Origin of the sequence: Vibrio sp. SCSIO 43086, from assembly GCF_051132235.1 — a bacterium.
In the GTDB taxonomy this organism is placed as follows: domain Bacteria; phylum Pseudomonadota; class Gammaproteobacteria; order Enterobacterales; family Vibrionaceae; genus Vibrio; species Vibrio diabolicus.
Genome location: NZ_CP072677.1, coordinates 2,598,434 through 2,623,883 on the forward strand (window position 1 = coordinate 2,598,434; position 25,450 = coordinate 2,623,883).

17 protein-coding genes are annotated in these 25,450 nt (G+C 45.6%); 8 read left to right on the forward strand and 9 right to left on the reverse strand.

Annotated elements, in window-relative coordinates; all coding sequences use genetic code 11:
• Nucleotides 1–346: 346 nt before the first annotated feature.
• Nucleotides 347–535: a hypothetical protein gene (locus J8Z23_RS12385; protein WP_074191720.1), complete on the forward strand. Its 189-nt coding sequence runs from the start codon at nt 347–349 to the stop codon at nt 533–535.
• Between the two features lie 446 nt (nt 536–981).
• Here the strand turns inward: J8Z23_RS12385 and J8Z23_RS12390 are convergent, their stop codons facing one another.
• From J8Z23_RS12390 to recC, 4 genes are all read right to left on the reverse strand, one after another.
• Entirely contained in the window at nt 982–1,356 is a 375-nt protein-coding gene (locus J8Z23_RS12390; protein WP_054867163.1) for a hypothetical protein, read from the reverse strand.
• Between the two features lie 156 nt (nt 1,357–1,512).
• A complete protein-coding gene (gene recD / locus J8Z23_RS12395; protein ID WP_434633740.1) occupies nt 1,513–3,660 on the reverse strand; it encodes an exodeoxyribonuclease V subunit alpha in 2,148 nt (715 codons plus the stop codon).
• Nucleotides 3,660–7,334, reverse strand: coding sequence for an exodeoxyribonuclease V subunit beta (gene recB, locus J8Z23_RS12400; protein WP_434635295.1), 3,675 nt, complete (start codon nt 7,332–7,334; stop codon nt 3,660–3,662). Before recB ends, recD begins: the two co-directional genes overlap by 1 nt.
• 327 nt (nt 7,335–7,661) lie before the next feature.
• Nucleotides 7,662–11,153, reverse strand: a complete 3,492-nt coding sequence (gene recC, locus J8Z23_RS12405) for an exodeoxyribonuclease V subunit gamma (RefSeq protein ID WP_301659754.1) — start codon at nt 11,151–11,153, stop codon at nt 7,662–7,664.
• A gap of 252 nt (nt 11,154–11,405) precedes the next feature.
• Here recC and J8Z23_RS12410 point away from each other — a divergent pair, with 252 nt between their 5' ends.
• A complete protein-coding gene (locus J8Z23_RS12410) occupies nt 11,406–13,229 on the forward strand; it encodes a DUF3413 domain-containing protein (RefSeq protein ID WP_301659755.1) in 1,824 nt (607 codons plus the stop codon).
• Nucleotides 13,230–13,303: 74 nt separating this feature from the next.
• On the opposite strand, the gene J8Z23_RS12415 is transcribed toward J8Z23_RS12410, so the two are convergent.
• Nucleotides 13,304–14,278: a TDT family transporter gene (locus tag J8Z23_RS12415; RefSeq protein WP_301659756.1), complete on the reverse strand. Its 975-nt coding sequence runs from the start codon at nt 14,276–14,278 to the stop codon at nt 13,304–13,306.
• 109 nt (nt 14,279–14,387) lie between these two features.
• Between J8Z23_RS12415 and J8Z23_RS12420 the strand changes: the two genes are divergently transcribed.
• The gene (locus J8Z23_RS12420; RefSeq protein WP_029829353.1) at nt 14,388–15,314 is read left to right on the forward strand and encodes a LysR substrate-binding domain-containing protein; all 927 of its coding nucleotides are present in this window, start codon (nt 14,388–14,390) and stop codon (nt 15,312–15,314) included.
• Nucleotides 15,315–15,442: 128 nt separating this feature from the next.
• The gene (locus tag J8Z23_RS12425) at nt 15,443–15,739 is read left to right on the forward strand and encodes a YebG family protein (RefSeq protein ID WP_041852896.1); all 297 of its coding nucleotides are present in this window, start codon (nt 15,443–15,445) and stop codon (nt 15,737–15,739) included.
• A gap of 54 nt (nt 15,740–15,793) precedes the next feature.
• Here J8Z23_RS12425 and J8Z23_RS12430 read toward each other — a convergent pair whose 3' ends face one another.
• Together J8Z23_RS12430 and J8Z23_RS12435 are read right to left on the reverse strand one after the other, a co-directional pair.
• On the reverse strand, nt 15,794–16,390 hold the full coding sequence (locus J8Z23_RS12430; RefSeq protein ID WP_301576330.1) for an imm11 family protein: 597 nt from the start codon (nt 16,388–16,390) through the stop codon (nt 15,794–15,796).
• Nucleotides 16,380–16,994, reverse strand: a complete 615-nt coding sequence (locus J8Z23_RS12435; RefSeq protein ID WP_069509592.1) for an AHH domain-containing protein — start codon at nt 16,992–16,994, stop codon at nt 16,380–16,382. Before J8Z23_RS12435 ends, J8Z23_RS12430 begins: the two co-directional genes overlap by 11 nt.
• Before the next feature lie 447 nt (nt 16,995–17,441).
• Between J8Z23_RS12435 and dapD the strand changes: the two genes are divergently transcribed.
• A complete protein-coding gene (gene dapD, locus J8Z23_RS12440; RefSeq protein ID WP_012841475.1) occupies nt 17,442–18,473 on the forward strand; it encodes a 2,3,4,5-tetrahydropyridine-2,6-dicarboxylate N-succinyltransferase in 1,032 nt (343 codons plus the stop codon).
• Nucleotides 18,474–18,543: 70 nt separating this feature from the next.
• Here dapD and glpQ read toward each other — a convergent pair whose 3' ends face one another.
• Both glpQ and glpT read right to left on the reverse strand, forming a co-directional pair.
• On the reverse strand, nt 18,544–19,599 hold the full coding sequence (glpQ, locus tag J8Z23_RS12445) for a glycerophosphodiester phosphodiesterase (RefSeq protein WP_068864588.1): 1,056 nt from the start codon (nt 19,597–19,599) through the stop codon (nt 18,544–18,546).
• A 56-nt stretch (nt 19,600–19,655) separates the two neighbouring features.
• On the reverse strand, nt 19,656–21,020 hold the full coding sequence (gene glpT, locus J8Z23_RS12450; protein ID WP_006742417.1) for a glycerol-3-phosphate transporter: 1,365 nt from the start codon (nt 21,018–21,020) through the stop codon (nt 19,656–19,658).
• 897 nt (nt 21,021–21,917) lie between these two features.
• Here glpT and J8Z23_RS12455 point away from each other — a divergent pair.
• The 3 genes from J8Z23_RS12455 (at nt 21,918) to J8Z23_RS12465 (ending at nt 25,300) form a co-directional block, all read left to right on the forward strand.
• Complete coding sequence (locus J8Z23_RS12455; RefSeq protein WP_046875005.1) at nt 21,918–22,772, forward strand: MIP/aquaporin family protein; 855 nt, start codon at nt 21,918–21,920, stop codon at nt 22,770–22,772.
• Between the two features lie 59 nt (nt 22,773–22,831).
• Entirely contained in the window at nt 22,832–24,349 is a 1,518-nt protein-coding gene (gene glpK / locus J8Z23_RS12460; protein WP_006742415.1) for a glycerol kinase GlpK, read from the forward strand.
• A 159-nt stretch (nt 24,350–24,508) separates the two neighbouring features.
• Nucleotides 24,509–25,300 carry a DeoR/GlpR family transcriptional regulator gene (locus tag J8Z23_RS12465; RefSeq protein ID WP_006742414.1) on the forward strand — a complete coding sequence of 264 codons (792 nt, stop codon included), beginning with the start codon at nt 24,509–24,511 and terminating at the stop codon, nt 25,298–25,300.
• The last annotated feature ends 150 nt before the right edge of the window (nt 25,301–25,450 follow it).

Here is a 25,450-nt window from a genome sequence, read left to right on the forward strand (position 1 = left end):
TCATTAACGCTCAACCCTGCACATCGAGCTTGTTTAGGAACGAGTTTGTTTAGGAGTAAGGCCACACATAAACCCTACTCCGGACTAGCGGGTCATCATGTAAACCCAACTTAGAAATGCGCAAACCATTGCTTGATTTTTGTTCCAATTTTATCTTTTAAATATACATTTGGTTGGCTATACTCTGCTCGCTAGTGATTGGTTTTTAACCAATACGAATGGATCTAGGTGATGTAATGTAGCCTTCACCCTAAAATACTGGGCAATTGAAAAACTAGTTAGCTCCGTATTGCACACCAAGGACAGTTGTTAATCTGACTTTAAATAAGCCGAGACGAGCACTGTTATGAGAACAATCATTTGTAATTCGCTTCAAAGCTTCTGGGATATGGCTGACAATCAGTTTTTAGAAGGCCTAGACGTCCACTGTGTTTTCCCCGTAAATGACGCTGTCCGAGATTTTATTCTTGCTTATCAACAGCAATACAAAATACGCAGCGTGTCTTTTACCAATGCGTTTGCAAAACATGCATAAAAGAAGACCGAGCCATAAGCTCGGTCTTCTTTTACGTACGTAATCAATTCAAAACAAAATCATAGCCAACAAAGATGCAAAAATAGTGACTACGATAAAGATTAAAATAGTCCAGTACACTACCCCAATACTTATGAACCACTTTGGGCAAACTCTACGAATATCTGTTAGCTTTCTTTTTTTGGCCAACTTAGGAAATGCAACTGCGGCAACAAGGGCTAATCCATGTATTAAGGCCCCAAAGTGACATCCAGAAACTAAAGCAAGCTCAATATCTGTATAATGCTCACTAGTGTACGCATAGCGCTTTACTTTTTGCGGCGTGATAACAATAAGCAAAATACCTACTATCAGTTACCAAAAAACTAACAAAGCACCTGCAACAAAAAATGTAATAAAAGAAACTTCTAATAACTGCAAACTTCACCGACCTTCTATTCCAGCTCTCAAGTAATAGACATCCAAACCACCATTGAGCCTAAAGTGATCATAGCTAGAAGCAATAAAACGCTTATATAAATACGGCAAATTCCGATGAATAGACCGGAGCAAACTTGATGAATATCAGCAAAGCCCCTTCTCCTCGCTAAAGTTGGTAAAGCGACCGCCGCAACTAAGCCTACACCATGTACTAAAGCACCAAAGTGAAAACCCGAGACTAAGGCTAACTCTACTTCTGAATAATGTTTCGGATTAAAAGCAAACCGCTTCACCTTTGGCGGTATAAAAAATATAAAAATTGCTCCGATAATAACGAACCATAAAAACGCGACTCCTCCGGCGATAAAGAAGGTTAGAAAGGACGAGTCGAGCAAACTCATATTCAGTTGCCTTTGATATGCGAATGAGAAAGGAGAAATATACCTTTAAGGAAGAATATTACTCAATAGCAATCCATTTTTCATGAAAACGAAATGGCGGATATAAGACCCGCCACAAAGAATCATCTTCGAAAATGTCACAATCACAAGTAAAAATTAATTCGTAAGCCGCTGTACTAATCCACTCGCGCGAGCCGTTTTCACCTTAATGCCTCGCTTCAGAACATTGAGTTCGGCGTAAAGAGCTAAACGCTTTTTCGCGCGGGTAATGCCTGTGTAAATCAACTCACGGGTTAATATCGGGCTAAAGTCTGGTGGCAAAATCATCAGGGTGTAATCAAATTCACTGCCTTGCGATTTGTGGATGGTCATGGCGTAAGCCGTTTCATGTTCAGGCACTCGGCTTGGCAAGACCGATTTCACACTGCCGTCAGGTAACTCGAAAAAGACTTTCAAACGCGGTTCTTCTTCACTGTCATCTCGCATGCAAATACCGATATCACCGTTATACAAACCTAGACCATGATCATTACGCGTAACCATGACTGGTCTACCGTGATACCAAATTTCATCCTGAACCTGAATTAACTTGCGCGCCGCGAGCGCTTTCTCGATGCGCTGGTTTAGCCCAGCAACACCAAAGTCACCTTCACGGATCGCGCACAGCAGTCGGCATTGGTTGAAGGTATCTAACACCGCTTTGGCTTTGTGCGTTAGCGACTCTGGCTCTCCGGTTTTAGGATCGGTTTCCTGTTGTCCAATGCGTTTGAGGTAACGACCGTATTCCTGCACCAACGTCTGCATCATTTGGTTGTAATGTTGGCTACTTAGCGCGAAATGTTCGATGTCAGAAAAATCTTTCGCCCAGACATTATCTACGCTCGCAGCAGAACCTGAGTTAACCGCTTTTGCCAACTGACCAATGCCTGAGCGAGCATCAAATCGGTAGCTCTTTTGCAGCATACATAAACTATCGGCAATGCTAGATGCACTGTTACCCGTATGCGCTAAAGTATCGAAACCCGTCAGTTTTGCAATGGCTGACGCCTGCTCTTTGCCATAGCCCAATGCATGGAACGAACAGATATCACCCAACACAGCCCCAGCTTCAACTGAAGCAAGTTGGTCTTTATCACCTAGCAAAATCAGCCGCGCATGTTTCGGTAAGGCATCGACCACTTTGTACATCATTGGCAAATCAACCATCGACGCTTCGTCGATAACTAAAATATCCAAATGAAGTGGATTTTGCTTGTTGTGACGGAATTCTGCGCTATTAGGAATCGCGCCCAGCAACCGATGTAAGGTGCTTGATTCAGTCGGAATTTTGGCTTTTAGCTCCGGAGAAACTGGCAGCTCTTGCACCGCTTTACCAATGGACTCGGTTAATCGCGCCGCCGCTTTCCCCGTCGGGGCCACCAGCTTGATGGTTAGATTTTTCTCGTGCGTCGCCTGTTCAATCAAAGCGGCAAGCAATTTGGTTACCGTCGTCGTTTTACCCGTGCCTGGACCACCAGAAATCACAGCAAATCGACGAGTTAACGCAACTGCCGCCGCGACTTTTTGCCAGTTCACGCAAGCCGAGAGTGGCACAAGTTCATTCAGTGTTTGCAAATCCTGAACCTTGCGCGTATTGCTAAGCACGGAATCAATGGCGTGCCAATCCAACGATTCGCTTGCGACCACATCAAGGTGGTCACACACCAATTGCTGACGCAACACTTGATTGCTGCTTCCCGCTTCTACTGCTTTGCCTAACGCGTTAAATAGAAAATGGTATTGGCGCGCAAACAGATGGTTGAGCAACTCGGATAATCGCGCAAACTCTTGTGGTTGCAAGTTAACTGCGGCGCCCAACTGATTGAGCTTTTCCGCCAGTGTCACTTCATAATGCCAATAGCGGTGCAGATACAGACGCTCGCCATCGAACATCAGCGGTAAGGCTTCTCCTTGCGCGCCGACCACGGTGGAATTTTTTAATACTTGAATCCAGTCTATGCCTTGCAACTGTGTGTTGAGCGCCAATGCCGACTCACCAAACAGCCCTAGCTTACTGGCTAAATCCGTAGATTGCCCTTGTGCATCGAACAGAGACAGACAGATATGTCCTTTGCCAAGCTCACTACTGACAACACCAGCGATAAACGCCAGTGCTTGGCTATCCGACTGTTCATCATGCGTTTGAGAATCAATAAAACAGGCGAATTGGTAGTCGAGCTGACGAATAGCACCTTTGTGCGCCAAGCGTTCCAACACTACCAATAGGCTATCTTGGTCAGAATGAAGATTGTGATTTGTCGTCATTAAAGTAGCTCCATCTGCCCGGCTTGAGTTGAGCGCGTTTCAAGTACTTGACCATCAATCAAACGATCCATCTCTTGTAAGAAGTCTAAGGTTGGTTTCGCGGCAAAAATGCCGTGGTCACTCTGCCCATCCATACCGCGCAAGAACAAGTAATACACACCACCGAAGTGCTGCTCATATTGATAATTCGCCAATCGACTGCGTAGGAAACGATGCAGTGCTAACGCGTAAATCTGGTACTGCAAATCGTAGCGGTGATCAGCCATGGCCGATTTCAGAGCCTCACCATGGTAGTGCGTCACATCGTCGCCAAGATGATTAGATTTCCAGTCAAGCACATAGTATTTACCTTGATGTTCAAACACCAAATCGATAAAACCTTTAAGCATGCCTTTCACGGTTTGGAAACCTAAATCCCCCGCTTTCGCCGACAACGGATCGTGACGTTGAATGACTCGGTTTAACGCTGGTGCAGACAACACTTCAATCGGCAACAAAAATTCCATCTCCACCAAACGTTGCGACGGTGCTTTTTGATTCAGCAGCAAAGACTTACCATCCAACGGCGTAGCGAGTACGGTATCAATCAGTTGCTGTAAAATGGGCAACCACTCTTCATCGAGCTGTTCGCTTTCCATCAAGCCAAGGATGATTTGTGTATTCTCTTCCGTCGTGGCTGGCTGAGTAAATTCAATTTCCTCAAACAGGCTGTGCAGGAACGTACCCGGACGCGCACCACGAGGGAAGGTAAAAATAGAACGCTCTGGCTCCACCAAATCCGCTTCGTCTTGCTCTTCAGATGAGTCGATATCAAAACCCGTAATCTCAATCGTGGCATCATGCTCGGCGTGATGAGAGCCTTGCTTGACCAAGCCAGAATAACTGGTGATGCGCCAGTTTCTATCGATAGGGTTTTGCAGCTCTTTCGCGCTAAGATCGTGTATTTCTTCTTGTGGCGATACGTACTTCTCTTCGAGTTGCTGCGGCGGATCGGCCACAACGACACAATCAAGCTCGTCTTGTTGCTTTGTTAAACCTTGGTACAAATCGTTGATGCCACCTTCTTGACCATTTTGAATCAAATAGCCAATTGCACTGCGGTGTACGCCGGTTGGCTCTTTGGTCGAACGACCATTGCGCAAAGGCGAGGCTCCAATAAAACACGCATACACAGCACGCGTTAGTGCCACGTATATCAAGCGTAAGTCTTCCGCCAAACGCTCTTTATCCGCTTGCTTCATGGACGCATCGTTGCCAGTGATATCCAGTACCGTGCGGTCATTGGCTGCATCGTAATATTTGGCTTCGCTGGCTTCTCGATAGCTGAACACAAACGGCAGAAATACGAGGTCATACTCCAAGCCTTTTGATTTGTGAATAGTTACGATCTGCACTAAGTTACGTTCCGATTCTAAACGTTGGATTTGGTCATCACTGCCACCCAAACCGTTTTCCGCATCACTGATAGACTGAGCGAGCCAACGCAGCAGACCGTGGTCGCTATCCAGTTCATTACTGGCTTGTTGAAGCAGTTCACCGATGTGCATTAAATCGGTAAGTACTCGCTCACCATTCTCACCCTGTGAACTCGCACCTTCTTCTAGTAATCGCTCGGCAATATGACGTTTGCTGATCACCGCGCGCAACATCGGCAGCACACCACGTTGAACCCAAAGTTTGCGATATTCTTTGAATTCGTTTACGGCGTTTTCCCACACCACTTCATCGTTATTAAGTGCATCCAAACTTGCTGCGTCGAGGGCAAACAGCTCAGAGGCAAGACTTGCACGCAGCGCACGGTCATTTTCTGGAGTCAGCACCGCTTGCAGCAAACGCTGTAAATCCTGCGCCACCGAACTGGTAAACACACTGTCTCGGTTAGACAGGTACACGCTGGCAATGCCTTTATCAGCCAACGCTTGTTTGATCATTCGACCTTCGCTACCTGTTCGAACCAATACCGCGATATCGCCCGCTTGAACCGCTTTCTGTTTTTCGCCATTCACCAGACACGCTTGCCCCTGTTGAGCCTGCGTCAAAATAGTTTGGATTTGGCTTGCGGTCGCCTCTGCCATTCGAGTCAAATACTCGCCTTTTGGTAGCGGTTTATCGTCCGCTTCTTGCAACCAATAAGTCAGCGCCGGTTGCTTTTGGCCACCCATAGTCCAAATGCGTTTTTCGGCATTGGGACTGTACTTAACGGGTAAGAACGGAATATCTGAATCATAGATAAATGGACTGTCTGGCAAAGCAAATACTTGGTTTACCGCCTGCACCATATCTGCGCTAGAACGCCAGTTGGTTCCTAACGTGTAGTGGGCACTTACTTGGTTACGTGCTTTGATATAAGTGAAAATGTCTGCGCCACGAAAGCCATAAATCGCCTGCTTCGGGTCACCGATCATAAACAAACCACATTCCGGATTATTCAGATAAATACGGCTGAAAATACTGTATTGAAGCGGGTCGGTATCTTGGAACTCGTCAATCATTGCGACAGGATACAAAGTACGAATACGCGCAGCTAAAAGCTCGCTTTCATTCGTATCGATAGAAGCAGAAAGTTGCGTCAGCAAATCATCGAAAGAGAGCCACTGTTTTTGATTTTTCGCGTTAGCCAGCATCACACGACAATGTTCAATCGCATGAGCAAGCAGTGGCGCTTTTAAGCTGATTGGGTTGGCAAGAAATGTTTCAATGGCTTCAAATACCGCATGCTGCGGCGCACTGCCTTTCGGTGTTTTTTCCAACAAGACGTTTTGCGCGAATTTCTCCAACTTGTCTGGATAATCGTAACCAGTGGTTTCCGTTGCCGCCCAAGCATTCACCGCCTCCAACCACGTCGGCAGAGACTTTTTGGTGTAGCTGCGTTTGTTAATATCTGAATCTGAAATCAGCGTTAAGAAGTCATCTTGGCTTTCTCGCCACTGTGCTTTTAATTCATCAATTTTTTTCAAATTTTCAGTATGAAGATCAGCCAAACTACCTTTCATTGCAGGAACAGAAAGGCTCAACGGCGCACCGGTTAAGTAATTGCTGATGTCAGACAGCAACGCAGATGGAGAACTCCATAGCTGACGAATTTCTCCAGCCAAGGTAAATGGCAACGGGTAAAAGTTGCGGCGCCAGTAATCGGCTACAACTTGCGCTTTTAGGTGGCTTTCATCGGTCACAAACTCATTATTAAATCGGCTGCCAGATTCAAACGCATTTTGCGTTAGCATACGTTGGCAAAAACCGTGAATGGTGTAGACCGCCGCCTCGTCCATCTGACGCTCTGCCTGCAATAAAATTTCTGCGGCTTGCTTGTGATCGTCAAACTCATTAAGCAAAGGTTGGATCACCGGATCGGAACTCTGTCCACGCGCAAAAGCGATTCGCGCATCATGGATTCTTGCCCTGATACGATCGCGCAATTCCGCAGTTGCCGCTTCGGTAAAGGTTACGACCAGAATTTGGTCGACCGTAAGCGGTACGCGATGTCGAGTTTCCGCACTACCATGACCAAGCAAAAGGCGCAGATATAAACCTGCAATAGTGAAGGTTTTACCTGTACCTGCTGATGCCTCGATTAACCTCGCACCATGCAGAGGAAACGTCATCGGTTCTAGTGGCGTTGGTTGAGGCCGCTCTGTGCTGTCTAACGTATGTAGAGGACACTCTGCACCTGACATTTGATCCATAACGCTGAATCTCTCCGGATTATTTACTAGGACGTATCACCTAATAAATGTGATCTATAGTTAAAAATTCTATTAATATGTTTAACAAGTTGGATAATTTAGAGCTTTGTGAGATCTTTCTCACGGTTATCCATAAGACGTACCGTTAGTATGCGCCCCACGAGATAAGCCAAACCCTTTTGGTGGCACAACTCAAATGAATTAAACAAAAGTATCATGGTCCCTCTGACCTTGTGGCCGTACAGCGAACGCCCTACAAAAAATAATGATTTTCTGGCGGCCACCCTACTCTTCCTTCTCTTTATCCAACTTTCTTTATCACGCTTTTACATCATCAGCGTCTTGAACCGCTAAGCGCGCACCTTGCAGTACTAATGCTGTCAGCAAACGAACTTCTGAGGCCAACTCATCATTCCAAGCAGGCCAAATTCGAGAGATGTACGCATTATTGCCTTCGCCCGGGCTCATGAAGCCATCATTGAATGCGTCAGCCATTTTCTTCAAAGATTTCTCTTCGTCATCGACCCACTGACCACGGCTAAAGCCCGCTTCAACACAAGCCAACGCCGTTTTCGGGAAATAAGGCAAAGGCTTAGTCATGCCTTCGAAGAATAAGCGAACTAATTCAGTAAGTAGATGTTTGGCATACTGCACATCGGCAATTTCTGGGTAGATCAAATGCAGCGCGCCTTCTTTACGATCGTAACCAATGATGTGAGTTTTCTTAGCATGACCCGATGCCGACATGGCAAGGTGATCGATCCAGGCTGCAAGGTAATCCTGCGATCGAATCTTACCGCTTCGATAGCGAATCAAACCGGATTGGTAGCATTGAGTTAGCCAACCTGTTAGGCGAACGTTTTTCTCTTCGCCTTCATTTCGCTCAAACAAGGAATCAAACGTCAGGTCGATTTCCAAATCGTCTTGAGGCGCACCAGATAAAAACGCCAGTTTATCCACCAGCTCTTCCGCCTGAACTCGGTTGGTTTCAAATTCGATATCACCAAACGCCCCCACCGGCAGTTTGCCTTGCGCGCGCTGTTGACTCATAAAGTGTTTAAGCATTTCTGCTTTTTTCTCTGGCTGTATCAATGTCGTTTCAAGCAAGGTTTCTAGCAGCTCATCACGCATTTGATAGCTTTCCAAACCACCTAAAACAAAGGGTTCGTCGTCTTCCATCACCGGCAGTGGCGGTTCAAAGATTACTTTTAAGCGACGATTGAAAAAATACTGCACCGGTAAGCGCCAGAAACGTTGCAATTCGACTAAGTCGAGCTCAAGTGGGAACGTCGCGCCTAACAGATAGTCGTCTAATGCACGGTTAAAATCACGACGAACATAGCCTTGCGATTGACTACTTTGAGTCAATGCCGCTGGAATCCATTCTTTCGCGTAGCTGGCGTGCATGCCTTGGAACGCACTTGGGCTAAACGGCACCATGGCGTGGGTATTCACCAACGCGTTTAACAAGTTGTCGCCAGACTCATCAACGGGCAACGCTTCATCACCACTTAAACAATAGTTTTGGTGGCAGTATTCCATCAGCTCAGAAACCAATACCGAGGGCACTCGCTCGGTGTTGTCTTGGATTGAACGGCCAACATAACTGATGTACAGCGTTTGCTGTGCAGACAACATCGCTTCGAGGAATAGGTAACGGTCATCATCTCGGCGCGAACGGTCGCCCGGTTTGGTTCTTCCTGTCATCAAGTCAAAGCCTTCTGGCGGCATGGAGCGTGGGTACACGCCGTCATTCATCCCCAGTAGACAAACGGTTCTAAACGGAATAGAGCGCATCGGCATCAGGGTACAAAAGTTCACTTGACCAGCAAGGAAGCGCTGGCTGACTCGTGTGCCAGATAATTTGTTTTGAAGGTATTGGCTGATGATCGACGGCGATAACGCATCATCAAATGCGGCATCAGCTAATTGCTCTTTGAGTTGGCTGAGCGTATCGCGAATGGATTTGAGCGCCATTTCGCCTTCTAACTCAACTGAGAAGAAGTCATCCAGCAGTGAAACCAAAGTCTCTCGCCAACCATCGATAGTTTGAACATGAGAAAGTTTGCTTCGATAAGTGCTAATTTGTTGGATAAAGTGTGCCAACTTGCCCGCCAGCTCTGCGCCCATGCCTTGCACTTCGTTGTACGGAGACAAACTGCCTTGCTCGGTTTCAAACAAACCTGCGGATTCTGGCATCGCGTAGCCAAGCAACATGCGTTGAATACCAAATTGCCATGTGTTTTGACGGGTTTCCGGCAGTTCAAATTCGCGTCCGGTATTGGCATCCAACCCCCAGCGAATTCCCGATTCCTCAACCCATTGTTTGGCTTGTAAGAAATCATCTTCGCTGAGTTCAAAACGCTTTAATATCGCTGGAGTTTCCAGAAGTTCGAGTAGTTCTGATGCCAAACAGCGCGTATTGGGTAAGTTCACCAACTGCATAAATGCAGCCAGAATTGGGCTCTCTTGATCGGCAGTTCGGTCAGAAATCGAATATGGAATAAAACGCTCACCCGGCGCGTTACCAAAGACCGCCTGAATCGCAGGGCTGTAAGCGTTGATGTCCGCGACCATCACGATAATATCGCGCGGTTTTAACGTTGGGTCAGCATCGAACATCGCCAACAGTTGATCATGCAGCACTTCCACTTCACGCATCGGGCTGTGACAAGCGTGTAGGCTCAGTGATTTATCACCCAAGCTAACCACTTGTTTGTGATGACTGTTTTCAATCTGTTGGTCATCTTGATGTTCTTCAAGATTGAGAATATCCGCTTGCAATTGATGGAGCAGACTGTCGCGCTCAACATCAACAAAGGCTTCAATTTCATGAGATTCCAGCTGAGACAACAGATACATATTGTCGCGCCCGAGTTTACCCATGGATGCCAACAGACTGTTTCCGACCACATCGGTGTGCAGCTCATCGATCACATTATCTTCCAGTGATCCTTTCAGTTGCTCAGTTTCACCTTGCACTTCCGAGTGATCGTCCTGCCACACAACATGCTGACGATGTTTCGCCGCCAAACGAGCCAGATATTTGCGATCTCGAACTTCACCCCAGTAATAACGACAAGGGTTGGTGAACATCAGATGCACGTCGATGTGTTCACCAATTGCTTTTAGCGCATCCATATAGCGAGGCGGCAACGAAGAAATGCCAAAAACAAACAAACGCTTGGGTAAATGGTCAAAATTGCCGTTAAAACTCGCTAACGTGTCGATAAAATGCTCATAAAGGTTGGCACGGTGATATGGAGACTGCCCTAATGACACAGTGTGATCGTACAACGCTTGCCATAGGATCGGCTGCCACGGATGCTCATCTTCCAGCTCTGGCACCCCCAGCCCAGCTTCCCAACTTGCGATCCATTCCGGACGATACACCAAGTAACCATCGAAAATATCGGCAATTTTCTCAGCCAGCTGGTACAGCTTAGAGTGGTCACTGTCATCTTTGAGGTACTGCGCTAACGGCGAAAACACGTCTTGGTTGAGAAGCCCCGGTAGCAGATGCATCAGCTTCCACGTCATCGCTTCTTTGTTAAACGCACTGCGCTTGGGCACGTCTGGCAACACCTGCGTAAACATTTCCCAAATGAAGGTTGCAGGGAGCGGAAAGTCAATGTTCGCGGCAACACCAAACTCTTTGGCCAATTCCATTTTTAGCCACTGGGACATGCCCGGACTTTGAACCAGAATTTGTTCTTTTTCGAACGGGTTTTCCAGCGGACTGATTCGAATCAGTTCGACAAGGAGTGATTTAAGAACGTCAACTTGGTTGGAGTGATAAACAGTAAACAAATTGGGAATACCGAGCGCCGATTGAAACTGTTAGCTAGCTTAGCACAGCCCCATTTAAACCCGCAGTGATCTCGCGTTCGGAAAAAACAAAAGGTTATATATCACTCAAATAGAGTATGAATCTTCTGAATTTTCACATGTCAATCAAGTATGACACTTCCATACAAAATGTGACATTCGTCGCAACTATTCCATAATAAAAAACACTGTTTTATACTCCCTCTACCCATCATTTATAAACAAACAAAAAGTATGTTTCGCAAACTGTCTTCCAACAGCGCTTGGCTGATTGCTTTTTTTGGTTGCTTTGCAGTGTATCTGTCGATCGCTTGTTATCCTTTTGTGTTGTCTAACAATCAGAATGAACCGCTAACCTTGTTGCAAGGTTACTATTTAGTTTCGACTCAATATGGCTGGCTGGGCTTGATCGCTCTTCCATTTATGTTGTTGAGTTTATTGCTCTCTTTTCTACCGACTCGAGCATTCAAAGGCATCGTGATCGCTATCGCGATCTGTCTATTGATCATGTTTAAAGTCGATATCCTCGTTTTTCAGCAATACAAACTTCACATCAACGCCCTATTAATCCGTATGTTTTTCGAAGGTGGCGGTGATGTCTTCGATATTTCTTGGATGAGTTGGCTAATCTTCATCAGTGAAATTGCCATTCTGGTGATCGGGCTCGCCTGTACCGTTTGGGTAAGTAATAAACTGGCACAAAGCCGAGCTAAGTTCGTTTTGATCGGCGTCTGGTTTGTTGTATTGCTCAGTACACAGATGATTCATGCGTACAAAAACGCGCTTTACGACGATGAAGTCAGTCAGTTTTCGAATAACTGGCCACTTTACTACCCGCTGACGGCCCGTAAATTTATTTACAAACACGACCTAGTGGATGAGAACATTGCATCGAAGAACCGCGTAGAGTTAACCAACATTGAACGTAGCTCACTCAACTACCCGCTTGCGCCGATTCAAGTGCAAAGCAAAGAGAAACAGCCCAATGTTTTGTTTATCTTGGTTGACGCGTGGCGCTACAGTGATGCGACGCCGGAAATCATGCCAAATGTCAGCAAGTTCGCCGAAAAGACAGTGAATTTCACACAACACATGAGCGGCGGCAACTCAACTCAAGCGGGTATTTTCAGCCTGTTTTACAGCTTGCCAGCGACCTACTGGGAAAGCTTTTACGCAAGCCAACGCTCTCCTGTTTTTATGGATACGCTGCAAGCAGAAGGCTACCGCATGGGCATTTTTGGCTCAGCACCGCTCACCAGCCCACCACTTTCTCGCACGGTATTCAAAAAAGTGTCGGACTTGACTCTGAGACAAACTGGAGAAACGGCCGTCGAGCGCGATCAGCAGATCACAGACAAGTTCATCGAGTTCCAAAAGCAGGACAGCGACAAGCCGTACTTTGGTTTTCTGTTCTACGATGCTGCCCACGGCACAGTATTTCCCGAACCTGAATTTGCGAAATTCAAACCATACTGGGAACGCGTTGACCACATTTTGCTCAACAACGATTTTGACGCTTCGCTTTACCACAATCGATACAAGAACTCGTTGTACTACATCGATAGCTTGATTGGCGATGTACTGAAAAATGTCGACTTAGACAATACCATTGTGGTGATTTCATCAGATCATGGTGAAGAGTTTAACGACCATAAGATGAACTATTGGGGCCACACGGGTAACTACAGTGACGTACAAGTTCATGTGCCTCTTTACGTGTACATACCAAATCGTCAACCAGAGCAAATTGATTACCGCACGACCCATTTTGACGTCGTGCCAACCATGATGAATACGCTGTTTGACGTTCAAGGCACAACGAGTTCATACAGCGTTGGTCATAACTTGTTTGATAGCTCTGCCCCTCGCGATTGGTATATTGCTGGCAGCTACTACAACTATGCATTGGTCGGCAAAGAACTGATGCTTGTGGTCAATCCTGGCGGGCACTCTCAGCAACTGAATCGCCAGTTAAAAGTCGAGAAAGAACAGAAAGTTCCTGTCGATATCATTCGTCATTCTCTGGATGAGATGTCGCGATTTTACAAAAAAGGCTAGCGCCAACATCGACGCCGATTGAAATAAAAAAGCCTCTTGGTTGTAAGACCAAGAGGCTTTTTCCTATCTGCTATTTAAGCGTGATGAGCGTGCATCAAGCGTGGCTGAATCAATAAGTTGTTGATGTATTGTAAAGCCACATAAGAGACAACAAATGTTGCCACAATCAACTCAAGACCAGCTAAGCCTCGCACTTGTTGAACATAGTGCGCAGCCAATCCTTGCAACTCCATCCAATTCGCCATTTTAAACAGCGCCGTCGCACCGATCACCATCGGGAAAGTGAACGCCGCATAGCCTGGGCTAAATGGCAGTCTAAGCAATTTAAAGAATGCGAGGTAAATGATGGCCGTCATCAATACCGCGATACCAAATAGCATAGCGATGATCACTGGTGATGGTGTCGCAGTGACCGTTAAGTACCCCGCCAATGATAGACTTGCTGGCGCTGCCATGATTGCCATTGTTGGTTTCGCTGCATCCGGAATTTCATGAGTGAACATGAAACGGTAAATCATCATCGGCAACATGATCGCGTACGCCACCATACCAAACATCAACGCACCTTGTGCCATTGGCGCTAACATCGGGTTGCCAGAGAAAGACACATCCGCAACGATGATACCCACTGGCGGCACAAACCAACTAGGAACCATGTGGTGCAATTCAAAATCTTTGGCGCGATGGTAAACAAAGCTCACCAAGAACACGATGTGCAGAACCACCGCAATCAGCCAAAGCACATCACCAACCAATGGGTAAAAATGGCCGAGAGAGTTCGATACCACCATAGTGCCCATCGCAAATGTCGGAACCACGCTGCCCACAACCGGATGAGCAAGATCTTGTCTCAATAGATGGTTATGTAGCAAAAACTTGGTTGCCAATATAGCCAACAATACGCTCGCGATACCCGCACTAATCCACTGTCCGTAGCCATGTAATTCGGCAAAGTTTTCCCAACTCCAGCCTAAGCTTGCAATACCAAGAGCCAAACCCGCCATCGGAGTTGGTGCTCCCATTACTTTTGCTTTTGTTCTTTGAATCATGATGACCTCAACCAGACTCACTCTTGATGGAGCGTATAATACGCTTGCACTTCGTTCCGATATATCTAATTATTTAAAACAAACGTTCAGAATTACTTAACGGTGGGGTATGGCAAGTCACATTTCTCTTAAACAACTGAAAGTGTTTACGACGATCACGCAGCACAAAACACTCACAGCGGCTTCTGATAGTCTCTTTTTATCGAAAGCGGCAGTGAGCATGGCACTCTCAGAATTAGAAAAACAGATCGGCCATCATTTGTTTGATCGTGTTAATAACCGACTAATTTTGAACCAAGAAGGTCAAAAACTGCTGCCACTAGCGGATGAATTACTCAACCGAGCCAAAGACATCGAGAGCATTTTCGATGGTGACCAAGCGCTATCGGGCCAACTTCGCATTGGTGCCAGCGACACCATTGGTAACCAAGTCGCACCCTATTTGCTTAGCGAATTTCGTCAGCAAACGAACCATCGTTCTCAAAGTCTGTTCATTTCTAACTCTGCACAAATCTGCGACATGCTGACCGATTACGAGTTAGACATCGCCCTCATTGAAGGCAAAACACTTCACCCTGAATTGCAGTCTACCCAGTTTAGCGAAGATGAAATGTGCGTGATTTGCGCGCCCGATTACCCAGCCGCGCACGAAGGGCCAATAAACTTAACCGAGCTAGAAAACAGCGAATGGATATTGCGAGAGGCAGGATCTGGTTCACGCGAATTTTTTATGCGCGTTGTCGCGCCGCGCTTGGAACATTGGCATGAAGCTTTTCAGCTCAATACCACCGAAGCGTTGATCAACTCAGTATCGGCGGGGTTAGGCTTGGGCTGCTTGTCACGCTTGTCTGCTGAACCTGCTATTCGTGACGGTCGCGTGCAACTGCTCGACATGCCTTTGGATATGAAACGTCGCTTCTGGCTACTGGTTCACAAAGAGAAATACCAAAGCCCACTACTCAGAACGTTTATCGAATTTTGCCAAGATTGGGAACGACCAAATAACCTTTATCTAGAGAATACGCCCTCCAAGTAAAACGGAGATAGTTTAAATGCTGGTCAGTTAGTTGTACGTGTCTCTCATTCTTAGGCTTGTCGCTAGACTTAACTGGTCAAAAACTGTATAAAAAGCCAGTATCAATACACCAAGTTAGGGGACCAACCATGGCTGTAATCGTCAAGTACGTGGTAGAACGCAATGGAGAAGAGAAAATGACTTTTACCTCTAAAGCGGAAGCTGACGCATACGATAAAATGCTAGACATGGCAGACGAACTATTCACGCTGCTAGGTAAAAGTGAACTTCTAGAAGACGAAGGTAAGCAAGAAGATCTTGCGATGTACCTCGCTCAAAACAAAGAAGAAGTGCTTTACGCACTGGGTGCAAAACGCAAACCGGCACCAAAGAAAGCAAAAAAGCTTGAATCTGTAGAAGAAGACAAGCAAGAAGACGCTGCATAAGCCTCTCATTTGTTAAAGAAACGCCGCATCATGTGGCGTTTTTTATGCCTGAAGTTAAACACTCTCTACTTCATAAAAACTAACTCCGGTAAACTCGTTTTTAGTCACTAGATTTAAAAAGCTATTGTCGATATTTGAAGTATAGATGCTTGTTGGAGAACCACTTAATTTGAAGAGCCTCGGGGTTGAAACTTTAGCACGATCAATAACAAAACGCTTATATGGTCTAGTTCTATGAACTCTGCCATTTGGCTTGTAGTTTATCTCGCACAGTTCAGAATGTAATGCATCCAATTTAGAAGTCACATTAAGTGCATACCAAATGGAGTTATCCACATTTACAGGTAGGAATTCACAACAATCTCCGAGCATATCTTTGAACAAGCTCGCAATATCATGGCGAACTACATACGTACAGCTACCCCAGGCAGCAATCATTGGTTTTATTAAGTCATCGGAATCATCATGCCGGAGCCAATCAAGTGTCAATGGTTGCCAAGTTGATATTTTTGAAGCTCCATTGAATATTGGTAAAACTTCATTATTCACGTCGTCTAAATCCAATAGGCTCGTGTGCTCTAGATATAAATATTTATCCACATCTGGCTGAATACCAAATACCTTAGTAAAAGTTTGTTCTTTAAACTGCAATTTCATTCGCCCTTATTTTTCTGGTTATTGGAAACATGCCCATTTTCAAGTCGTCTCCAATATCCTCTAAAACCTCAACGATATCTTCTCTATCTGCATCCTGAGCAATCGTATTTTCAAGTAAATGTTCAACGTTCAAATAGTAAAATGAAGTATGGATACAGGAGTGAGAATAAGCTTGAACCATTTGCGAATGGGGCACATGTTTATTCCATCTTGGTAAAAATACACCATTTTCCGCACTATCTATATCGATTCGAAATGCTGATAGCCTCATTCTGGACTTTGCAGCTCTAATATCTTTCCATGATACAATATGATGAGCTGCTACATTCTTAGGACGACATTGCCCTGTTTTTTTAATGATGTTTTTGGCCAAGCGATAACTATGGGCCTTATTATGCTCCCATCTTATATGTTGATTAAGTAAAAGATCATCTTTGGATATCAACCCTCTCTTATACTTAATAGAATCTATCACTGAACCTGCATAAAATATTTGAAATTGCGAAGCTTGCTTGGAAGCAAATAACTTATCACCAGTCACATTAAACAAATCTCTTTCCAGCTCAGACGTTGTAACCGTAACGACTTTTTTACCCATACTGATCTCATTGAAAATTCTTAAAAACGTAAATCAACCTTAATATGAATCAAAATGAATATAAAGAATTATTTATCTCAAAACCGAGCCGCCTCAAGCTTGCGCCAAATTTATCTGAACTTATACGGCACCTTGTTCTAAACAATTAAAAAACATACCTCTGTATCTCGAAAGAACTTGCCAGCATAGGAAAACGCCCGTTCTTTCTAGATCCGAGACAAGAAACTGCCTTCTATCGTTTCAGCAAAACTCTCCCAATAGACCACCTCACAACCACATTTCTCATCAGACAGACGTATCTCCCAAAAGACAAAAGGTATCCATCTACAGACTTTATCTATTTCCCCTCTTTAAACTCCCTAGCACTCTCATTATGATGGCTGACAACTTAATTATTTCTTGTCAGTGAACAGACGAGACACAAGACTCAACACATGGAGATCAACTATGGCTTTCTTTTCTCTAGCCTTTGGTACAGCGACTAAAAACCGCGATGGCAAAATCATTGAAGCGTTTTTTCCAAACCCAGTTCTTAACCCAAATGAAGAGCTTGTTAACGCACTAGCAGCAGTAGCCGGTTACGAACAAGGCAACCAAGCTATCGAGATCTCTGCAGCACAAAGCGCAGAACTTGCGGCGGCTTTCGAAGCAAACGGCGATGCAGCAAACGCATCTTTCGCAACCAAAGCAGCAGAATCAGCACAGCCGCTTGTACTGGTTATCCTAGCTACGGATGAACAACCACAATCTGTTGCTGAAGGCTTCCTAAAACTTCAACTTATCTCCAACCGTCTAGTCAAGCCACACGGCACCGTACTGGATGGCATCTTCGGTCTACTACACAACATCGCATGGACTAACGAAGGTCCAATCGACCTACCTGAACTGGCTGAGCGTCAAATAGAAGCTCGCCTAGCTGGCCGTACGCTAAGCGTAGATTGCGTAGACAAGTTCCCTAAAATGGTGGACTACGTGGTTCCAACTGGCGTTCGTATCGCAGATACTTCTCGCGTACGTCTTGGTGCACACGTTGGCGAAGGCACAACGGTAATGCACGAAGGCTTCATCAACTTCAACGCGGGTACAACAGGCGTGAGCATGGTTGAAGGTCGTATCTCTGCTGGCGTAGTGGTTGGTAACGGTTCAGACATCGGTGGCGGCGCATCTATCATGGGTACGCTATCTGGCGGCGGCAAAGTTGTGGTTTCCATCGGTGAAAACTCTCTACTAGGCGCGAACGCAGGTCTTGGCTTCCCAATGGGTGACCGTTGTACTATCGAATCAGGTCTATACGTAACTGCTGGTTCAAAAGTGCGCATGCTAGATTCTGCTGGCCAAGAAGTAGAAGTAGTGAAAGCACGCGATCTTGCCGGTGTTTCTGACCTACTGTTCCGTCGTAACTCTGTAACAGGTCAAATCGAGTGTCTTGCAAACAAGAGCGCGGTTGAACTGAACAGCGAATTGCATAAAAACAACTAATAAATAGTTAAGAAAAATCCCCCAGCAGGAAACTGTTGGGGGATTTTTTAGCTTACAGCAAAATGCGTGATTACTGATTTAAAAAGCTGACCGCTTTATCTGGGAAGTCAGTAAACAAACCATCCACCTTCACTTGGTTGTAGTACACATCCATCATGCCTTCAAAACTGTCCGTGTACGCTGGAATGCGTCCTGGATCGGCACGGAACGTGTATGGATGCACTTGCAAGCCAGCGTCTTTTGCAGCCTTCATCAACGGCTTGATGATGATATTGTCTTTGGTTGACTTATCATCCACCAGCATCGGCTTCCAAGGTCCAATACCTTCGGCGTAACTCGCCACTTTCTTCATGCCGTCGGCTTCGAACATCCAATCATAGCTGTATGGCGTTGCTGTATCGCCTTTGTACACCATAGTTTCGTTCCAATCGGTGTAAGCCATGAGCTGAACGAGCTTTAAATCCATGTCCATTGCGGGCATCAACTCACTGTTAATGCGTTGCAGTTCGTTCGCATCAAAACACTGCAGGTAAACTTTGTCGTCTTGCGAGTCGTAACCGTACTGCTTCAAGACTTTAAGCACCGCTTTAGAAATGTCCTTACCTTCATGACGATGGAACCAAGGCGCTTTAATTTCTGGGTAAATACCGATGTCGTAACCCAACGTCTTGTTAAGTCCTTGGATCAGCTCAATCTCTTCAGCAAACGTCGGCACGGTAAAATCCGATTTCCACATTGGGAATCGTGTCGGATAACCAGCGACCTTATTACCTTTATCATCGATATTAAAGCCTTCAGTTACTCGCAGCGATTTGATTTCCGCCAGTGTGAAATCAATCGCGTAGTAGCGACCGTCTTTGCGTGCGCGATCAGGAAAACGCTCCGCAACATCCGTTACACGATCTAGATAATGGTCATGCAACACGACCAACTGGTCGTCTTTCGTCATTACCACATCTTGCTCTATGTAGTCAGGTTTCATTGCGTAAGCAAGCGCTTTGGCTTCTAGCGTGTGCTCAGGCAAGTAACCCGATGCGCCACGGTGTGCAATTACAAGCGGTTTCGCAATCGCACCAGCTGAGAGGCTAAGTGCTAAAAAAGTAAGACATACTGACTTTGTTTTCATTGTTATTTCCTTGATAAAGCGAAGAGGCAGTATTCCACTGCCTCTTTAAATAAATATTACGCTAGCGCTTCCTTTTCGCGCTCTTTTTGCTCGTGGTGCGCACGCTCACCTAAGAAGGCGTACATCAAACACACAATAGAAGTAATACAAGAACCCACTAAGATGATAAAGCCACCATCCCAGCCAAAGTGGTCTACTGTGTAGCCCAGAATCGCGTTTGCGGCAACTGCCCCACCTAAGTATCCAAATAAACCAGTAAGACCAGCAGCAGTACCAGCGGCTTTCTTCGGAGCGAGTTCAAGTGCGTACAAGCCAATCAGCATAACCGGACCATAGATTAGGAAGCCAATTGCAATCAGCGCCATCATGTCCACCATTGGGTTACCAGCAGGGTTAAACCAGTAAACCATCACTGCAACGGTCACTAACACCATAAATAAGATGCCAGCAGGTGCACGACGACCTTTGAACAATTTGTCTGAAATCCAACCACACAATAATGTGCCTGGAATGCCGGCCCATTCGTATAAGAAGTAAGCCCATGACGATTTATCTACCGAGAAATCCTTCGCTTCTTTTAGGTAAACAGGTGCCCAGTCCAGTACGCCGTAGCGAATTAGGTAAACAAATGCGTTTGCAATTGCAATCGACCAAAGCAGCTTGTTGTTGAATACATACTTAAAGAAGATTTCCTTGGCTGTCATTTCTTGTTCGTGCGACTTGTCATAGTCATCAGGATAATCGTCTTTATACTCTTCGATCGGTGGCAAACCACAAGATTGAGGCGTATCGCGAACCGTCATCCAAACAAACACAGCAACCAACGTGGCGAAAAATGCAGGAACATAAAATGCAGTGCGCCAATCATCGTTAAATGCCCACAGGCCAAGAATAAATAGTGGACCAATCAAACCGCCACCCACGTTGTGTGCCACGTTCCAAACCGAAACGATCTCACCACGCTCTTTACGTGACCACCAGTGCACCATGGTTCGTCCACATGCGGGCCACCCCATGCCTTGGAACCAACCGTTCAAGAAAAGCAAAATGAACATCGCAGTGACGCTGCCAGTCGCCCATGGCATAAAGCCAAAGCAAAACATCACTAATGCAGACATCAGTAGGCCGCCACTAAGGAAATAGCGAGGGTTGGAACGGTCAGATACGCTGCCCATTAGAAATTTAGAGAGACCATATGCAATGGAAACAGCTGCCAGCGCGACACCTAAGTCACCGCGGCTAAAGCCTTGCTCGATAAGATAAGGCATCGCCAAACTGAAGTTTTTACGAACCAGATAGTAACCGGCGTAGCCAACAAATATACCGATAAAGAGTTGCCAACGGAGGCGAGAGTAGGTGCTATCGATACTGCCTGGGGACAGACGATCAATGTGCGCCTTAGGTTTGAATATTCCAAACATAGGAACCTCATTATTTTGTATGCGATGGTAAAAAACACAAAAGGAGCGAACGAAACAAATAAAATCTTCGTTCGAAAGTTCATGAATTGTATTGAGTTAGGATTTTATTTCTGTGACAAATGTTGCACATGAATTAAATATAAGTAAATACAGTAAATTAGAGCGCATTAATTAGACCATCGTTCAACTTTACTCATAATTAGTTAATATGAAACTGATGTTTCAACCTCTCATTTGAGCATTCCAATTCGAAACCAATGAAACAAAGGCTCGAATAAGAACACAAATTAACCGTAAAAAGGGTGTTTCACATCCATCCTTGTTACGCGAAACCACTAAATAACTAAAAAGATGAAAAATGTTCGCGCTTAGTATCAAACGAAATAACAAAGCTAATGTTATCTGAACTCAAACCTAGACAGTGATTCACGAACACAAGACATAAACCATATTTATTTTCCTCTCCATTTTCATAATTAACACTAATTTGGATAACAAGTTCCTCTCGAGATATAAACATAGCAACGCATTTTCTTATATCACCGCTAGTCCTTGATGTACTTGACCTCGCCTTACCTCTTTAGGGTTAATTACTACGCAAAATCTGAGTAATAAATCCCCAAGCACGTAGCAGCTTCACAAAACTCCTCTTACCAGTTGTGCATTCTTTTTCACATCGGTAATTTGAGCGCTTCCAAAACACACTTCGTAGCAAAGAAGTTCTTTTCGTTGTTTTCTTTTTCGATTAAAAGATGCGCCATTTAACAAAAACGAAGACTTTGATTAACAATTTTATGCTCAAACGCTCATTTTTAACGCGCGTTTGTTTTCGAAAACGTTTATATGTGCACAATAGTATCGTGCTAGACAGGCAAAAATGATCAAAGGACTTTTAACATGACAACGAACAAACACCCCTCTCTGCTCGGAGAATGTTTGGCCGAGTTTATCGGTACAGGACTACTTATCTTCTTCGGCGTAGGCTGTGTCGCAGCCTTAGTTCTAACAGGCGCATCATTTGGACAATGGGAAATCAGTATTGTATGGGGCCTAGGTGTCGCCATCGCTATTTACTGTACTGCCGGCGTTTCAGGCGCGCACATCAACCCAGCGGTAACCATCGCACTCGCTATGTTCCATGGTTTTGATAAGGCTAAAGTGGTGCCATACATCATCGCCCAAATGCTTGGCGCATTCTGCTCTGCTGCGTTGGTTTACAGCTTATACAGCAACCTTTTCACCGACTACGAAATCGCACATAACTTCGTCCGCAGTAGCCAAGATGCACTAGCAACCGCTGGTATCTTCTCAACCTATCCACATGCTTCCCTCTCTTTCTTTGGCGCTTTTGCTGTGGAATTCGTTATCACTGCTGTGCTGATGTTTGCGATTTTGGCTTTGGGCGATGAAAATAACGGCGCTGCACGAGGTGCAATGAACCCGCTGTTAATCGGTATTTTGATTGCCGTGATCGGTGGTTCTCTTGGTCCACTAACTGGCTTCGCGATGAACCCTGCGCGCGACTTTGGACCGAAACTGTTCGCTTACTTCGCAGGCTGGGATTACGCTCTGACAGGTGCTAAAGACATTCCTTACTTTATCGTGCCTTTACTTGCTCCGATTGCAGGTGCGTGCTTTGGTGGTTGGTTGTATCCAAAAGCGATTGCAGCTTACCTTCCACAACAAGGCCACGGCTGTACAATTCCAAACCAATGTGAGACGGAAGAAGAAACAGAAGAAGCTAGAGCTTAAAACTGACGCAACTCGAACATTTACTAAAATATAAATAACGAAACAAAAGGATTCTTACCATGACTGAGCAAAAATACATTGTTGCCCTAGACCAAGGTACGACAAGCTCTCGCGCAGTAATTCTTGATCATGACGCGAACATCGTAAGCGTCGCACAGCGCGAATTTACTCAGATTTATCCAGAGGCAGGTTGGGTAGAGCATGACCCAATGGAAATCTGGGCAACACAAAGCTCTACGTTGGTAGAAGCTCTAGCTAAGTCTGGCATCCGTAGCGACCAATTGGCGGCTATCGGTATTACTAACCAGCGTGAAACCACCATCGTCTGGAATAAAGAAACAGGCAAACCCGTTTACAATGCGATCGTATGGCAATGTCGCCGTACTGCTGACATTTGTGAAGATTTAAAAGCGCGTGGTCTAGAAAACTACGTACGTGACAACACAGGTTTGGTACTTGACCCTTACTTCTCAGGTACCAAAGTGAAATGGATTCTGGACAACGTTGAAGGCGCGCGCGAAGACGCAGAAGCAGGCAAGCTGTTGTTCGGTACCGTCGATACTTGGTTAGTTTGGAAGATGACTCAAGGCCGCGTTCACGTGACCGACTACACTAACGCATCGCGTACCATGCTATTTAACATCAACGATCTATGTTGGGATCAGAAAATGTTAGATGAGCTTGGTATCCCAGCATCTATGATGCCAGAAGTGAAACGCTCATCGGAAGTTTACGGTAAGACTAACATTGGTGGTAAAGGCGGTACTCGTATTCCTATTTCTGGTATTGCTGGTGACCAACAAGCTGCGCTTTACGGCCAAATGTGTGTTGAAGCGGGTCAGGCGAAAAACACTTACGGCACGGGTTGTTTCTTGCTAATGAATACGGGCCAAGAAAAAGTCACTTCGACGCACGGCCTACTGACAACTTTGGCTTGTGGTCCTAAAGGTGAGCCTGCTTATGCACTTGAAGGTGCCGTATTCATGGGTGGTGCTTCTATCCAATGGCTACGTGATGAATTAAAAATCCTAAACGGTGCAGAAGACTCTGAATACTTCGCAACCAAAGTGGATACCTCAAACGGCGTTTATGTCGTGCCTGCCTTTACTGGTTTAGGCGCACCATACTGGGATGCCTACGCACGTGGCACGATTGTCGGCCTTACTCGCGGCGTGAACTCAAACCACATTATCCGTGCGACTTTGGAAGGTATTGCTTACCAAACTCGTGACGTACTGGATGCGATGCAAGCCGACTCAGGTATTAAACTTGCGAATCTTCGCGTCGATGGCGGTGCGGTAGCGAACAACTTCCTAATGCAGTTCCAATCAGATGTATTGAATACAGAAGTACACCGCCCTCAGGTAACAGAGGTTACCGCTCTTGGTGCAGCCTACCTTGCAGGCCTTGCCGTGGGTTACTGGGACAGCATTGACGAGTTGCAGAATAAAGCGGTGCTTGATCGCACCTTTGAGCCGCACGATGATGAAGAAAAGCGCAATCGTCGTTACAAGGGTTGGAAACGCGCAGTGAAATGTGCGCAAACCTGGTCTGAGCTTCACGACGAAGAAGATTAATCTCACCTCCATACGAAAAAAGAGCGCCATTTGTGCGCTCTTTTTTGCGCTTTGCCCCTGATTCCTGAACTCGCTTACTTCTCACAACGCGCAAATTCGAGCACAATAGAGCTTCGAATTTGAAGCATTGGCCGTTACCAATGCACAAGGGAGTGGTAAGTGAAGCAAATACCTCGACACCAACAGATTGTTGAGTTGGTGAAAAAACAAGGCTATGTCAGCACGGATGAGTTGGTAGAAAGATTCAATGTCAGCCCACAAACCATCCGACGCGATCTTAATGAACTCGCCGACGACAACAAAATTCGTCGTTATCACGGTGGTGCAACCATCCCTCTCAGTTCTGAAAACACATCTTACAACACGCGTAAAGCGCTCAACTTCAATGAAAAAGATGTCATTGCAGACGAGGTGGTCAAGCACATTCCTGATGGCGCGACTCTATTTATTGATATCGGCACCACACCAGAAGCGGTTGCGCGAGCGCTCAATAAAAACCATAAACAGCTACGCGTGGTTACCAACAATATCAACGTGGCAACCATTCTCTTTCCCAACCCAGAGATCAAAGTCATCTTAGCAGGCGGTGAAGTTCGAAGTCGCGATGGCGGCATTGTTGGAGAAGCCACTCTCGACTTCGTTAAACAGTTCCGTCTCGACTTTGGCATTCTTGGCATCAGTGGTATCGACTTTGATGGCTCGCTATTAGACTTTGATTACCACGAAGTCAGGGTCAAACAAGCGATCATCGACAACAGCCGCAGTGTATTTCTCGCCGTCGACCACACCAAATTTGGGCGTAATGCCATGGTGAAGCTAGGCAATATCGCTCAGCTCAACATGATCTTTACCAACAAGCAGCCACCAGAAGAAATCTTGTCGATTTTAAAAGAAGCTTCAATTCCACTTGAAGTCGTTGAAGCGAACGAGACAAACTTCGAAAACGAGTAGTTCCAATCATTAATTTGCCTCTCAAATGACCTCTGTCTTAATTAGGCAGAGGTTTTTTTGTGCCTAAATCACACAAAACGCTCACAAACGAAAATAATAGATGATCACAAACGAAACCTAAGCTAGGATTAGATCATGTTCTAAAATGCT